The organism is Petralouisia muris, from assembly GCF_004793545.1.
GTDB classification, from domain to species: domain Bacteria; phylum Bacillota; class Clostridia; order Lachnospirales; family Lachnospiraceae; genus Petralouisia; species Petralouisia muris.
On record NZ_SRYA01000010.1, the window covers coordinates 59,592 to 73,255 of the forward strand.

The following is a 13,664-nucleotide window of genomic DNA, read 5'->3' on the forward strand; positions in this document are numbered from 1 at the left end:
GACCGACATGATTAACAAATTAACAGTGAAGATTCAGAAAACGCATGCTCCCATTGTGGTAGGCTTGGACCCTATGTTGGATTATATTCCGGAGCATATTCAGAAAAAAGCATTTCAGGAGAAAGGAGAGACTCTGGAGGGAGCGGCAGAAGCGATCTGGCAGTTTAACAAAGAAATTGTGGATTATACCTGGGATTTGATTCCTGCCGTAAAGCCTCAAATTGCAATGTATGAGCAGTTTGGAATTCCCGGTCTTGCGGCTTTTAAAAAGACTGTGGATTACTGCCATGAAAAAGATCTGGTGGTAATCGGAGATGTAAAACGGGGAGATATCGGTTCCACTTCTGCAGCGTATGCCGCAGGGCATATCGGAACCGTAACAGTGGGAAGCCAGGCATATCATCCTTTTGATGAAGATTTTATTACGGTGAATCCTTATCTGGGAACAGATGGGGTGAAACCTTTTGCAGAAGTGTGCCGTAAGGAACAAAAGGGATTATTTATTCTGGTGAAAACCTCCAATCCTTCCAGTGGGGAATTTCAGGACAGGCTCATTGACGGAAGACCCTTGTATGAGCATGTAGGGGAAAAAGTAGCTCAGTGGAGTGCAGAGTGTATGGGAGAATCTTACAGTTATATAGGGGCTGTAGTAGGGGCGACTTATCCCGAAATGGGTAAAGTATTAAGAAAAATTATGCCGAAAAGTTATATTCTGGTGCCCGGATACGGTGCACAGGGCGGAAAAGGGGCTGATTTGGTGCACTTTTTTAATGAGGATGGTCTGGGAGCAATTGTAAATTCTTCCAGAGGAATCATTGCGGCCTATAAACAGGAAGCGTATGCCAAATTCGGGCCGGAACACTTTGGAGAAGCGTCCAGGGCGGCAGTGGAAGATATGAGAAAGGATATAGACGGAGCATTGCAGAGCGCACTTTGAGTTGTTTTGCAGCAGAATTAGATTCAGGAGAAGGTTATGGCAGACAAATTTAAAGAACAGGCAGTTATTATCCGTCAGGAAGAAATTTCCAGCGGAATTTACAGTATGTGGCTGAAAACAGATAAAATTGCAGGACAGGCAAAACCGGGGCAGTTTTTGTCTGTGTATTGCCGTGAAGGGAGCAGGCTTTTGCCACGTCCCATCAGTTTGTGTGAAATAGACCAAGAGGATCAGGCGGTTCGGATTGTATACCGTGTTGCAGGAAAAGGAACTGAGGAATTGTCAGAGATGAGAACCGGAGGAAGCTTGGAGGTGGTAGGGCCACTGGGCAACGGGTTTCCGCTAAAAGAGAAAAAAGCATTTTTGATTGGGGGCGGCATTGGGATTCCGCCTATGCTGCAATTGGCAAAAGAGCTGCAATGTGAGAAGCAGATAATTTTGGGATATCGGGATTCCCTGTTTTTGCAGAAGGAATTTAAAAGACAGGGAAAATTGTATGTGGCAACGGAAGACGGAAGCTTTGGCGTTGAGGGGAATGTGCTGGACGCCATTCGGGAAAACGGACTGGATGCGGAGATTATTTATGCCTGCGGGCCCGCGCCTATGTTGCGGGCAGTGAAAGCTTACGCCAGGGAAAAGAAAATCGAATGCTGGGTTTCTCTGGAAGAGCGGATGGCTTGCGGAATCGGCGCATGTCTGGGGTGCGTCTGTCAGTCCAGAGAAAAGGACAGCCATACCAATGTAAATAACAAAAGGATTTGCAAGGAAGGCCCGGTATTCCGTGCAGAGGAGGTGGAGTTTTAATGAACACAAAAGTGAATTTGGCAGGCGTTACATTGAAAAATCCCGTAATGACAGCTTCAGGAACTTTTGGATCCGGAGCGGAATATGCGGAATTTGTGGATTTGAATAAGCTGGGGGCGGTGGTGACAAAAGGTGTTGCCAATGTGCCCTGGGAGGGCAATCCCACGCCCAGGATTGCAGAGACCTACGGCGGAATGCTCAATGCAGTGGGACTTCAGAATCCGGGCATTGATATGTTTGTGGCGCGAGATATTCCTTTTTTGACCAAATATGACACAAAAATTATCGTAAATGTATGCGGCAGAACCGCGGAGGATTACTGCGAGGTGGTAAGGCGTCTGGCAGAACAGCCGGTGGATATGCTGGAAATCAATATTTCCTGCCCTAATGTGGAAGCGGGAGGCATTGCTTTTGGACAGAATCCGAAAACCGTAGAGGCTATCACAAAAGAAGTGAAAAAATATGCCAAACAGCCGATTATTATGAAATTAAGCCCCAATGTCACTGATATTACTGAGATGGCAAGGGCGGCGGAAGCAGGAGGGGCAGATGCGGTTTCCTTAATCAATACTATTACCGGCATGAAGATAGATATTCATCGAAGAACCTTTGCCCTTGCCAATAAGACCGGAGGGCTCTCCGGCCCTGCCATTCATCCTGTTGCGGTGCGTATGGTATACCAGACCGCCCAGGCAGTAAAGATTCCCATTATCGGCATGGGCGGAATTGCTGCGGCAGAAGATGCGCTGGAAATGATTCTGGCCGGGGCTACCGCTGTGTCTGTTGGAACAGCTAATTTCCATAATCCTTTGGTCACCATGGAGATTGTCAAAGGTATTCGGGATTATATGGAGCATTATGGGGTAAAGGATATTACGGAGCTGATTGGCGGTGTGAGGTAGAAAATTTTTTGGAAATATCAGAAAAAAAGCATAGGAATTATGGAAAGAGGATAAAATGATTGAAAATTTCAGGTATATCAGCCCATGGAATGATTTTGAAGATGCAATTAAGGAAATGAAAGATGTACTGAAAAAGAAGCAGGCATATTGGGCAGTTGGGTTTATAGATGAATTTGATTTGTATATTGATAATGCAGCGGCAGAAAAAATGGAAAAAAAAACATTGGACATTATATATGATGAAATTCTATATTTGCTGAAATGGAAGTTAGAAAAAAGAAAATTCAGGGAAGATGATATCCGTATGGCAATTTCTGCAGCAGATGATGAAATATCCGAAGAAGAAGAGGATTTACTGGTAAAGGCTGTATATAATAAATTTGAGCTGGTTCAGGATGCATTTGAGATAGATAGACTGATGGCGCGCTATAATCTGAAACAGAATACGGTAAGTCCCAAATTGTCTGATTTGAGATATGATATTGGCGCTTATTATATGCCAGATGGTTCCAGTGTTAATTGTGCACATGTAAATATGGCATGTAAGAAAAAGCTGAATGGAACTGACAGGGAAAATGGGGAAATTACATTTATCTGTGATGAGGAGGATATTGACTTCTGGATTGGGCATTTGGAAGAAATGAAACAGAAGATAAGGGAGTGTAAAAATGGAGATATCGCAAAACAAATTAAATAATACATATTTTGTAGATCAGGAAAGCTTTTTCAAAAGCGCTATTATGATGAAGATGGACAGCTTGGAAGAGCAGATTCTGGATTTGAACAATGAAATAAATAATATGAAGGATTTGGTTTTCTTGGAAAAGGGTGAAAAAAATAAACGTTTTTCTTTAGAAAACAAAAGAAAAAAGGAAAATAATATCATTTCCTGTGTACCAAATGATTGGAAGGAGGCACAGAAAATAGTCGCTCGCGCAATTGAGATATTATCAGAATGGGGAGAAACGGAAGATATGAGAATGCAGGTTCAGTATGCGGCGCTTGTTGTAGGAAAAATAGATAATTTAAAAAAATAGAAATCATACGTTTTGATGAGGTCAGAAATAAGGTTTGCACTTTGTTAAAAAATGTTATCCGATTGAATATTGCGGATAAAATGTTTTCAAGGGAGCAAGTACAGTTGTTAAAAGATGGATTTTTATTGATATCGGAAGAAAAGCTGCAGAAAGAGGATCTGCTTCAATTAAACAGAAAGCTGCGAACAGAAGGCTTGCAGACTATGCCTGCATGGGAATAGGTTATGGATTTACTATTGGATACAACGATACAAATTGATCGGATTACCGGCTCAAAAGAACGGAAAGAAGCAGTAGAGAAAATCTTGAAAGATAACAAACTATACTGTACTACTTATGTTTTAGGAGAGTATTATTCAAATATTGTCAATGATTTGGTGACGTTGTATAGTCTGTTCTTGGTGGATAAAGATATCGGAGAGACTGGTAAACGTATTACAGAAAAGGTGTTTGGGAGAAGTCAGTCGCGAGTGTCAAAATTGTATGCAAATATTTTGGATATGTGTAATTTTGATGTCGATGAAGTGGAAGATACATTTCAATTGTATATGGATTTGATACAGGATGAATTTTATCTAAATCTGGAAGAAGTGCTGAATAAAACGAAATGCGTACGTGCAGAAAGAAAAATTGCATATGAAGATGGAAGGCCTGTTCTTTCCAATGCCAGATGTAGGAAAGGTGAGGAAAATTGTGATATCTGTCTTTTGTGGAAAGAAGCAGAACAGGAGACAGAGCAGATTTTGATGTCGGAGGAAATGGATGAGAAGATTCTGAAAATACTTCGTGCCGCAAAAGAAAATTCTCGGGAATATCGGGGAAATAACTGTAAAACGTTAGGAGATACCGTTATTTCTCTGGAAGCGAAGAAAAGTGAATATGAATTGAGAATTTGCAGCAGTAACAGAAAGGATTTTCAGCCAATCTGCCAAGCAATAGGGTTACAGTTAGTGGCTCCGGATTATTCTGGTAACAAGTAATTTTAGATTGCAGATGATGTAAAGAAAAGGCATTTCATCAACGAACAAAAGGGGAGGAGTAAAATGGAAAAAATACGAGAAAAATTTAAGTTCAGGTTTCTAATATGGGCAGCAGTGGCATTACTGTCCGTCAGCGGCACAATCTATAGTGACGCCAGCATTGTGCAGGCAGAGACGATGGTGTATGTGACGCCCACAGGTTCCAAATATCATGCCTACAAATGCGGGAACGGCACTTATACGCTGACTACGCTTTCCAATGCGTTGTCCAGAGGGTTGACGCCCTGCAGTAAATGCTTTGGCAGTAATTATTCCCCGGCGCCGGAACCAGCGCCTGCACCAGAGCCAGCGCCTGCACCGGAACCGACTCCTGCACCAAAGCCGATGAAAATTAATAAAACGTCTATCATTCTGGTAAAAGGGCAGAGCTCCAAACTAAAGGTCAGCAATGCAGCAGGGCCGGTAACCTGGAGTTCTTCTAAGAAGTCAGTGGCATCTGTTTCCGGAAGCGGAAAAGTGACAGCAAAGAAAAAGGGCAGTGCAGTAATTACGGCGAAGGCAAATGCCGGGACGAAGAAATGCAAAGTGACCGTGGAAGAGCCCAGATTGAATGCAAAAAGCATTACCCTGGATTTAAAGCAAAGCAGAAAGCTTAAATTGTCCGGCTGTAAACACTCTGTCAAATGGACTTCCAGTAATTCTTCCGTAGCCAAAGTCAGCAAAGGAAAAGTAACCGCTAGGCGGGTGGGATCTGCTAAAATCACGGCAAAAGTCCATGGGAAAAAATTTACCTGCAAGGTTACAGTGAAGAAGCCTCAGGTACAGGAGATTGCGCTGAGCGCGTCTTCTTTGCAAATGGAATACGAAAGCGAAAAAGAGTTAAAAATCCGTACCGTGCCCTCAAATGTTACGGAATATTACGATATTTCTGTGAAATCTTCGGATACGTCTCTTGTGGATGTTTTTCTGGATGATTATGATAATACAATTTTATTGAGTAGCAAAGAAAAAGAAGGGAACGCTGAGATTTCTGTTTCCATTGGCGCTGTGACAGCGAAGTGTCGTGTGACAGTAACAAAACCTGCGGTAACAGAACTGACACTGGATGAAAGAAATTTAAGCTTGAAGCCGGATGAAAGTGCAACACTTTCTTATTATGTCAGCCCGAACGATGCGGGAAGATACTATGAAGCTATATGGAAAAGCGGCAATGAGCGGGTGGCGACAGTGGAAAGCTTTTCAACGGGAAGCGGATATGCCACAGTAGAAGCGGTAGGGGAAGGAGAAACCGACATTACATTGACATTAGGAGATAAGACAGTTACCTGCCACGTGATAGTACAGCGGTGAGGGAATGTTTACAATAAAAAATTACAATAAAAGATCAATTGACGAATCTGCTTGAATTTGTTAAGATGTTACCATATTTAATCAGGCGGAGGTATGCTATGGAAAATAATAAGAGACCAGAGAATATGGAGCGTATCACAACAACGACCCTGGCGGAGCCGTTTATTGAAGAGCAGGTAGCTGCAATCCGCAGGCAGGTGGGTGAGAAAAAGGTGCTGCTGGCATTGTCAGGCGGAGTGGATTCATCCGTTGTAGCGGCGCTTCTTATTAAAGCAATTGGAAAGCAGCTTGTCTGCGTGCATGTGAATCATGGTTTGCTGCGAAAGGGCGAGCCGGAGCAGGTAATAGAGGTGTTCCGCAATCAGATGGATGCAAATTTAATCTATGTGGATGCGGTTGACCGTTTTCTGGACAAGCTGGCAGATGTGGCTGAACCGGAGAAAAAGCGTAAGATTATCGGTGCGGAATTTATTCGTGTGTTTGAGGAAGAAGCCCGTAAGCAGGAAGGGATTGAATTCTTAGCGCAGGGAACCATCTATCCGGATATCATCGAAAGTGATGGCGTGAAGGCTCACCACAACGTGGGAGGATTGCCGGAGGATCTGAAGTTTGAGCTGGTGGAACCGCTGAAGTTTTTGTATAAAGATGAAGTGCGTGTGGTAGGGAAAGCCCTTGGACTGCCAGACGGCATGGTTTATCGTCAGCCGTTTCCAGGACCGGGACTGGGTGTGCGCTGCCTTGGCGCAATTACTCGTGAACGTTTGGAAATCGTACGTGAATCTGACGCAATATTGCGCGAGGAATTTGCGAAGAACGGGCTGGAAGGAAAAGTATGGCAGTACTTTACGGCAGTGCCGGATTTCCGTTCCGTTGGAGTGAAAGACGGTGCAAGAACCTTTGCCTATCCAGTAATCCTGCGTGCAGTGAATACAGTAGATGCAATGACAGCAACGGTGGAAAATGTACCCTTTGAGCTGTTGGAGCATATAACAGAGAGAATTACAGCAGAGGTGCCAGGTGTGAACCGTGTTTTGTATGATTTGACGCCGAAGCCTTGCGGAACAATTGAGTGGGAATAATTCGATGAATTAAGAAAACCCAGTATTTATGCTGATTGTAAACAAAATAGTTTAGTGACTGGCAACGATTTGGCAACACTTTTTTCTTATTCAGAGAATGATTTATATATTTCAATACAGCGCATGAGGAAACCTTACTGATTTTCAGAATTGAAAACTGAATATCAGCAAGGTTTTTCGTATTGCATTTTCTTCAATTTCTTTTCAAATTTCTTGACGAGGCAATCGCTCATTTCTTGGGAAGGCGTCTTTGTCTAATGCTGGCTGGTGTCCAGTTCGGGGTATCTCTGTTCGCCGAACTGTTTTTGCGTCAGGTTCTTCCTGTTGCGTCTGCATTGGAGAACTGCGACAAAGAGGAGCAGGGATTTGTGTATGACATCATCCGTCAGAATTTTCTTATAGGGAACAGTGGTTCCATGACAGAGGAGGACGGCAGGCGAATATCTTGCTCGGCATGAAGAAGGCAGAATATGCGGCGGAGAACTTTGTTCCGGAGGAAAGCAGGAAATCATTTCTGGAGGCAATGAACTCCATTGCGAAACTGGCAAGTGCGGGAAAAGCAGACAGCAGCGGCAATATGGGCTACGGAGTGGCGAAAGGAAGGTATTTAGGGCATGGAAGCGGACTTGTAAGGACTACGAGTGCGCTTGATATGATGCGGACCATGGATCAGGACGCATATGCAGAGTACCAAAAGATTGGGAAAAACGATGACGGCGGACTTAGTGCATTGAAATACCTTACAAACTGGTATGCAGATGCGGTAAAGAAGAATCCCTTGCTGGTCGACAATTATGAAAAGCAGTCGGAGAAATATGTGGAGAAAAACGTAAAAGATCAGAAGCTGGATAAGACTTTTGCGGATTTAAAGACGGGAAGCAAAGCGGCTTTCTTTGAAAGCCTGAAAAAGTTCCGGCTTTTCCTTGAATAATGTTTGACAATGTTCTCTCCAAAGTCCCGCCTTTGATTTTATAACTGTTTGCCTGGAGCAGCTCAAGCAGTCCTTGTAAGTTTTCCACGTTTTTCCCGCAGAAGCCTTAAATTATTTTTTTCGATATTCTCTGGGAAGAACTTTAAAATATGATTTAAATGCAGTGGCAAACTTACTTTGACTATCATAGCCGACAGCTTGTGCAATCTCTGCGATATTCCGATTAGATTCTATTAACATACGGGCAGCCTGCCGCATACGGTGTTCCTTGATATGTGCCGCAATGGAGGTTCCATAGACGGACTTAAAAGCATTTTTCAAAGTTGTTGGATTGATGAGGTATTGTTTGGAGAGCTCCTCTATGGTAATTCTCTGCTCCATGTGCTGCAAAAGCTGGTCATGAATTTTCCGGATCGTTTCCGTCAGCTCGAATTGATATTCCGCCAGCTTGTTTTGGGGAGTAAACTCCATTTTGGCAAGGTAAAGTAACAATTCCAAAATTTTGATTTTTTGGTATGGAAGCATAAGTGTTTCAGGCTGGTTATAAAATGCAGAAAAAATACTTTCTGTCTGTTCATTTCCGGCAAGAAAGGCAGGACTGTCATCTTTGCAGAATTTTTCAGGTAATATGGTTTCAAAAATACCAAAGTTTTTTATTAATTCGGGCGGATTGTCAGAGGCTTCCTGCAAGTCAATATAGATGCTGAGTCCCTGATACATACCATTTGGAAAAGTGAGTACAGAATCCGTACAGGCATTCATAGTATGCAGGGAGAAATCTCCCGGATTCAGGTAGATGCGGCTTCCGTTATTCATTTCCCAAATAATCTGTCCGGCTTTGCAGTAGTTAATCTGAATAATGTGTGAGATAGCCTTATGCTGCACAGAAAAAGAATCAGTCGAAAAAGCAAGATAACATAACTCTATACCAGGATAAAGGGGAATGACAGCATTTCCCGCTTTTTGATGAAATCTTTCCACATCTTTTTGTATTTTTATCAATTCCTCATTCATAAGACACACCTCACAATTTAGGGCAGGTGATTTCCATAACCTGCTCAATCATCTGATGCAGCAGACGTCCTTGTTCCGTATCTGCGGCACGGTAATATACTTCTTTTCCTTCACGTCGGCAAATAATCAGACCGCTGTTTTTCAATGGTCTGAGATGATGTGAAACGGCCGGGCTTGACATATGAAGCATGGCTGATATATTGAGGACACATTCTTCCTGGTGGCATAGGAGCCAGAAAATTCGGATTCTGGTGGTATCGCCAAGCTGTTTGAAGACTTCCGCTACGGTTTGAAAATAGTCTACCTGGTCTAATTGTTTCTGGATTCGTGCGGTTTGCGGTCCTTCTCCATGTTGGTGTGGTAATTTTATATTTTCCATATTGTTTTTCCTTTCTTTTTCATTCAATAAGCTGGCTTGCAAAGCGTGACAGCGTTTGATGTGCATTTCGCCCAAACGGAAATACTTTTCGCCCATTTGGGAAGGAATGCCCGAGGGGTATTGACGCGGGCCTTTCTCTGTATTATACTACGGCCATGATGATTAAACAAGTACTTAATCGCTGAATTTTAAAATAACAAGGAGGACGTTACAATGAAAAAGACTTACAAAATCGAGGTAGACTGTGCCAACTGTGCAAATCTGATGGAGGATGCAGCCCGTAAAACAGCGGGTGTCCAGAGCGCAACAGTCAATTTCATGACTCAGAAGATGATTGTGGAATTTGGCGAGGGGCGGGAGCCGAAAGACGTTATGAAGAACGTGCTGGATGCCTGCAAGAAAGTGGAGCCGGACTGTGAGATTTTCCTGTAAGCCAGAGCTGCCCAGACACATTGACACCCTGAAAATGCTCAGCTGCAGTTTTGGGGTGTCTTTTTTAACAGAAAGGATTAAACAATTAAGTATATTTTGAAAGGAGATTTTACCATGCAGGAATTCGTAATCAGCATATTGCTGACAGTTGTTATAATAATGGCTGCTGTACTTCTTATTTCTGTCGGCAGCCGTAAGGATGGCATGACAAAAAAACAAAGGGTTATGATGATCCGTATTTTGCTCAGTGCCGGAATTTTACTGGCGCTCCAGTTTGTTTCCGCAGAGATGTTTGATACCGCTGACAAATATTTATTTCCGTTCGCAGGAAGGTGGATTCGTTTTGCATGCTATTTGATTAATTATTTTATTATCGGATATGACATTTTAAGGAAAGCGGCAAAAGGAATCAGAAACCGTCAGGTATTTGACGAGAGTTTTCTGATGGCAGTGGCTACCATCGGGGCGATGGCGCTGGCTATTTATGAGAACGGTGATTATTTGGAAGCGATTGCCGTCATGCTGTTTTACCAGATTGGGGAATGGTTTCAGGGCTATGCGGTGGGCAAGAGCCGCCGTAATATCAGTAATCTGATGGACATTCGTCCTGATTATGCAAATGTTGAGAGAAATGGGAAATTAGAGCAGGTTGATCCGGATGAAGTGGAGATTGGCAGCATGATTGTTGTACAGCCTGGGGAGAAAGTGCCGATTGACGGGATGATTGTCGAGGGCGCTTCCAGTCTGAACGCCAGCGCATTGACCGGGGAAAGTCTGCCGAGGGAGGCAAAAGTCGGTGATGAAGTAATCAGCGGATGTATCAGTATGACAGGAGTATTGAAGATACAGACCACAAAGGAATTCGGAGAATCTACGGTTTCTAAGATTTTGGATTTGGTGGAAAATGCAAGCTCCCGCAAATCAAAATCAGAGGATTTTATTTCAAAGTTTGCGAAAGTCTATACTCCGGCTGTCTGCTATGCGGCATTGGCGCTGGCGCTGCTTCCCCCAGTTGTCAGAATGCTTTTTATGGGACTGTCTGCAGACTGGGGCGTCTGGATTTACCGGGCATTGACGTTCCTTGTAATCAGCTGCCCTTGTGCCTTAGTAATCAGTATTCCATTAAGTTTCTTTGCGGGAATTGGAGGCGCAAGCAAAGAGGGGGTGCTGGTAAAGGGGTCCAACTATCTGGAAATCCTCTCGCAGACCAGGTATGTTGTTTTTGACAAAACTGGAACGATGACAAAGGGCGTCTTTGAAGTAAATGGGATTCATCACTCTACCATCGAGAATGAAAAACTGTTAGAATATGCGGCTCTTGCGGAGAGCGCTTCTTCCCATCCAATCAGCAAGAGCTTACAGCGGGCATATGGAAAAGAAATTGACAGAACCCGTGTAAGGGATATACAGGAGATCAGCGGAAATGGCGTGACTGCAAAAGTAGACGGTATGGAGGTTGCCGCCGGCAATGACAAATTGATGAAGCACTTAAACATTCCGTATCAGGACTGTCATCAGACAGGTACGATTATTCACATGGCAATAGGCGGGAAATATGCGGGGCATATCGTGATTTCCGATATTATAAAACCTCATTCCAAGGCGGCGATTGCGGAATTAAAGAAAGCCGGGGTAGAAAGATCAGTTATGCTGACCGGGGATGCAAAGAAAGTGGCAGACCAGGTTGCTGCCTCCCTTGGAATTGACGAGGTTTACAGCGAGCTTCTTCCGGCTGACAAGGTGGAAAAAGTAGAAGAACTTCTGCAGGTGAAGTCAGGCAAAGGAAAGCTGGCATTTGTGGGCGACGGCGTCAATGATGCACCTGTGCTTTCCAGAGCGGACATTGGGATTGCCATGGGCGCAATGGGTTCGGATGCAGCAATCGAAGCGGCAGACATTGTTCTGATGGATGATGATCCGATTAAGATTGCAAAGGCAATCAAAATTTCAAGGAAATGTCTGCGGATTGTTTACCAGAATATTTCAATGGCGCTTGTGGTGAAATTTGCCTGCCTTGCTTTAGGAGCTGTGGGAATCGCAAATATGTATCTGGCTATTTTTGCAGATGTAGGCGTTATGATTCTTGCGGTACTGAATGCGATCCGCTGTTTGTTTGTAAAAAAGCTGTAACTAATGAAGAATTCATGCTATTATCAATTAGAAATGTGCAGAAAAATAGGATGTAAAATACTTTTGACACGGTAGATCTGCTTGCTGCATTACGCCAATATGAAGGTATTGCTCCATCGACATTTAACCGCCAAAGTAATATTTAGTGTGAATTATGCCAATTTAAAGGCGTTAACGGGAAATAATCGTTAGCGCCTTTTTCCATGGCCGCCTGGCAAAAATGATTGACACAGCGTATTGCCAAAAGTTATAATAGTCTGTAAATGCAAGAAAAAGACGGCAGAACTATGCCTGTATCAACAGCAGAAAAACGATTGCGTCTGCATCAGCAGCGGCAAAAGGAAAAGTCTGTTTGTATCAGACGGCAGCAAAATGAAGGAGGAAGTGAAAATGGCATTGGCAAAAAAGCCTGTAAACGGCATGAAAGATATTTTACCGGAAGAAATGCAGATCCGGGATTATGTAATGAATGTAATCAAAGACACTTACCGCAGTTTTGGGTTCACTCCCATCGAGACCCCCTGCATGGAAAACATTGGAAATCTCAGCAATAAGCAGGGGGGAGAAAATGAGAAACTGATTTTCAAGGTGCTCAAAAGAGGAGAAAAGCTGAAACTGGAAACAGCCCAGACGGAAAATGATGTGGTGGATTACGGAATGCGCTACGATTTGACTGTGCCTTTGGCAAGGTTTTATTCCAACAATTCCAACAATCTGCCTGCGCCCTTTAAAGCATTGCAGATGGGAAATGTCTGGCGGGCAGATCGTCCCCAGCGGGGCAGATACCGTCAGTTTATGCAATGCGACATTGATATCCTGGGAGAACCCAGCAATCTTGCAGAAATTGAATTGATTCTTGCAACCACCACCACAATTGGCAGGTTAGGCTTCAAAAATTTCCAGATTCGTATCAATGAAAGGCGAATTTTGAAAGCTATGGCAGCTTACAGTGGATTTTCTGAGGATTCTTACGATACAGTTTTCATTATTTTAGATAAGATGGACAAGATCGGCCTTAATGGGGTTGCAGAAGAATTGGAAAAGAGCGGATTTGAAAAGGCATCCATAGAAAAATATCTGGAACTGTTTCAGAATATTCAGGGGAAAGAAGATGTGGCAGAGGGCGTTTCCTATCTGGCCGAGAAGCTGGGGAATTTTCTGGAAAAGGATGCGGCGGACAATCTAAAAGAGATTGCGGCATGCATAAATGACACCAAAGAGGCGGAATTTGATTTGGTTTTTGACCCTACGCTGGTGCGGGGTATGTCTTATTATACCGGGACAATTTTTGAGATTGCCATGCCGGAATTTGGCGGAAGCTGCGGCGGAGGCGGGCGTTATGATAAGATGATCGGCAAATTTACTGGAAATGACGTGCCTGCATGCGGATTTTCTATTGGGTTTGAGCGGATTATCCTGCTGCTTTTGGAAAGCGGATTCCAGGTGCCCGGTCAGTCAGAGCGAATTGTCTATCTGATCGAGAAAAATTATCCGGGAGAGAAGCTGGCCCAGGTGATTGCCCAGGCCCAGGAACAGCGGAAAGCCGGAAAGCAGGTGTTGGTGGCCCGGATGAATAAGAATAAGAAATTCCAGAAGGAAAAGCTGACAGCGGAAGGGTATACGGAAATCAAGGAATTTTTTAATAGGGAATAAGGATAAGAGAAAAGGTTTCTTATTACATTAGAGAGG

The 13,664-nt window shown here is 43.6% G+C and carries 16 protein-coding genes; 14 read left to right on the forward strand and 2 right to left on the reverse strand.

The window, feature by feature from the left end; genetic code table 11:
- Positions 1-7 precede the first annotated feature (7 nt).
- The 11 genes from pyrF to E5329_RS06545 all read left to right on the forward strand — a co-directional run bounded on the left by pyrF (position 8) and on the right by E5329_RS06545 (position 8,020).
- On the forward strand, positions 8-937 hold the full coding sequence (gene pyrF, locus E5329_RS06505) for an orotidine-5'-phosphate decarboxylase (RefSeq protein ID WP_135988764.1): 930 nt from the start codon (positions 8-10) through the stop codon (positions 935-937).
- Between the two features lie 36 nt (positions 938-973).
- Positions 974-1,741: a dihydroorotate dehydrogenase electron transfer subunit gene (locus tag E5329_RS06510; protein ID WP_135988765.1), complete on the forward strand. Its 768-nt coding sequence runs from the start codon at positions 974-976 to the stop codon at positions 1,739-1,741.
- Positions 1,741-2,643, forward strand: a complete 903-nt coding sequence (locus E5329_RS06515; RefSeq protein WP_135988766.1) for a dihydroorotate dehydrogenase — start codon at positions 1,741-1,743, stop codon at positions 2,641-2,643. The genes E5329_RS06510 and E5329_RS06515 overlap by 1 nt, the downstream gene beginning before the upstream one ends.
- 55 nt (positions 2,644-2,698) lie before the next feature.
- A complete protein-coding gene (locus E5329_RS06520; RefSeq protein ID WP_135988767.1) occupies positions 2,699-3,340 on the forward strand; it encodes a hypothetical protein in 642 nt (213 codons plus the stop codon).
- A 43-nt stretch (positions 3,341-3,383) separates the two neighbouring features.
- Entirely contained in the window at positions 3,384-3,680 is a 297-nt protein-coding gene (locus E5329_RS06525; RefSeq protein WP_135988768.1) for a hypothetical protein, read from the forward strand.
- A 41-nt stretch (positions 3,681-3,721) separates the two neighbouring features.
- Positions 3,722-3,901: a hypothetical protein gene (locus tag E5329_RS29650; protein ID WP_168356542.1), complete on the forward strand. Its 180-nt coding sequence runs from the start codon at positions 3,722-3,724 to the stop codon at positions 3,899-3,901.
- A 3-nt stretch (positions 3,902-3,904) separates the two neighbouring features.
- Positions 3,905-4,660 carry a hypothetical protein gene (locus E5329_RS06530; RefSeq protein WP_135988769.1) on the forward strand — a complete coding sequence of 252 codons (756 nt, stop codon included), beginning with the start codon at positions 3,905-3,907 and terminating at the stop codon, positions 4,658-4,660.
- A 63-nt stretch (positions 4,661-4,723) separates the two neighbouring features.
- Positions 4,724-6,010: an Ig-like domain-containing protein gene (locus E5329_RS06535; protein ID WP_135988770.1), complete on the forward strand. Its 1,287-nt coding sequence runs from the start codon at positions 4,724-4,726 to the stop codon at positions 6,008-6,010.
- Between the two features lie 125 nt (positions 6,011-6,135).
- A complete protein-coding gene (gene guaA / locus E5329_RS06540) occupies positions 6,136-7,089 on the forward strand; it encodes a glutamine-hydrolyzing GMP synthase (RefSeq protein ID WP_408634647.1) in 954 nt (317 codons plus the stop codon).
- Positions 7,090-7,346: 257 nt separating this feature from the next.
- The gene (locus E5329_RS30510; RefSeq protein WP_275443079.1) at positions 7,347-7,547 is read left to right on the forward strand and encodes a hypothetical protein; all 201 of its coding nucleotides are present in this window, start codon (positions 7,347-7,349) and stop codon (positions 7,545-7,547) included.
- Complete coding sequence (locus E5329_RS06545) at positions 7,544-8,020, forward strand: hypothetical protein (protein WP_275443080.1); 477 nt, start codon at positions 7,544-7,546, stop codon at positions 8,018-8,020. Before E5329_RS30510 ends, E5329_RS06545 begins: the two co-directional genes overlap by 4 nt.
- 111 nt (positions 8,021-8,131) lie before the next feature.
- Here the strand turns inward: E5329_RS06545 and E5329_RS06550 are convergent, their stop codons facing one another.
- Positions 8,132-9,034: a helix-turn-helix transcriptional regulator gene (locus E5329_RS06550; RefSeq protein WP_135988772.1), complete on the reverse strand. Its 903-nt coding sequence runs from the start codon at positions 9,032-9,034 to the stop codon at positions 8,132-8,134.
- A 10-nt stretch (positions 9,035-9,044) separates the two neighbouring features.
- Positions 9,045-9,413, reverse strand: a complete 369-nt coding sequence (locus E5329_RS06555) for an ArsR/SmtB family transcription factor (protein ID WP_135988773.1) — start codon at positions 9,411-9,413, stop codon at positions 9,045-9,047.
- 213 nt (positions 9,414-9,626) lie between these two features.
- On the opposite strand from E5329_RS06555, the gene E5329_RS06560 reads away from it, so the two are divergent.
- From E5329_RS06560 to hisS, 3 genes are all read left to right on the forward strand, one after another.
- Positions 9,627-9,845, forward strand: coding sequence for a cation transporter (locus E5329_RS06560; RefSeq protein ID WP_135988774.1), 219 nt, complete (start codon positions 9,627-9,629; stop codon positions 9,843-9,845).
- A gap of 204 nt (positions 9,846-10,049) precedes the next feature.
- Positions 10,050-11,975: a heavy metal translocating P-type ATPase gene (locus E5329_RS06565; RefSeq protein ID WP_135988821.1), complete on the forward strand. Its 1,926-nt coding sequence runs from the start codon at positions 10,050-10,052 to the stop codon at positions 11,973-11,975.
- A 390-nt stretch (positions 11,976-12,365) separates the two neighbouring features.
- The gene (gene hisS / locus E5329_RS06570) at positions 12,366-13,628 is read left to right on the forward strand and encodes a histidine--tRNA ligase (protein ID WP_135988775.1); all 1,263 of its coding nucleotides are present in this window, start codon (positions 12,366-12,368) and stop codon (positions 13,626-13,628) included.
- The last annotated feature ends 36 nt before the right edge of the window (positions 13,629-13,664 follow it).

Coding starts and splice junctions, on each gene's coding strand:
- E5329_RS06565 (WP_135988821.1), top strand. CDS start 10,050: ATGACAAAAAAACAAAGGGTTATGATGATCCGTATTTTGCTCAGTGCC.
- E5329_RS06560 (WP_135988774.1), top strand. CDS start 9,627: ATGAAAAAGACTTACAAAATCGAGGTAGACTGTGCCAACTGTGCAAAT.
- hisS (WP_135988775.1), top strand. CDS start 12,366: ATGGCATTGGCAAAAAAGCCTGTAAACGGCATGAAAGATATTTTACCG.
- E5329_RS06510 (WP_135988765.1), top strand. CDS start 974: ATGGCAGACAAATTTAAAGAACAGGCAGTTATTATCCGTCAGGAAGAA.
- E5329_RS06515 (WP_135988766.1), top strand. CDS start 1,741: ATGAACACAAAAGTGAATTTGGCAGGCGTTACATTGAAAAATCCCGTA.
- E5329_RS06530 (WP_135988769.1), top strand. CDS start 3,905: ATGGATTTACTATTGGATACAACGATACAAATTGATCGGATTACCGGC.
- E5329_RS06555 (WP_135988773.1), bottom strand. CDS start 9,413: ATGGAAAATATAAAATTACCACACCAACATGGAGAAGGACCGCAAACC.
- E5329_RS06525 (WP_135988768.1), top strand. CDS start 3,384: ATGATGAAGATGGACAGCTTGGAAGAGCAGATTCTGGATTTGAACAAT.
- E5329_RS06550 (WP_135988772.1), bottom strand. CDS start 9,034: ATGAATGAGGAATTGATAAAAATACAAAAAGATGTGGAAAGATTTCAT.
- pyrF (WP_135988764.1), top strand. CDS start 8: ATGATTAACAAATTAACAGTGAAGATTCAGAAAACGCATGCTCCCATT.
- guaA (WP_408634647.1), top strand. CDS start 6,136: ATGGAGCGTATCACAACAACGACCCTGGCGGAGCCGTTTATTGAAGAG.
- E5329_RS30510 (WP_275443079.1), top strand. CDS start 7,347: ATGCTGGCTGGTGTCCAGTTCGGGGTATCTCTGTTCGCCGAACTGTTT.
- E5329_RS06520 (WP_135988767.1), top strand. CDS start 2,699: ATGATTGAAAATTTCAGGTATATCAGCCCATGGAATGATTTTGAAGAT.
- E5329_RS06545 (WP_275443080.1), top strand. CDS start 7,544: ATGAAGAAGGCAGAATATGCGGCGGAGAACTTTGTTCCGGAGGAAAGC.
- E5329_RS06535 (WP_135988770.1), top strand. CDS start 4,724: ATGGAAAAAATACGAGAAAAATTTAAGTTCAGGTTTCTAATATGGGCA.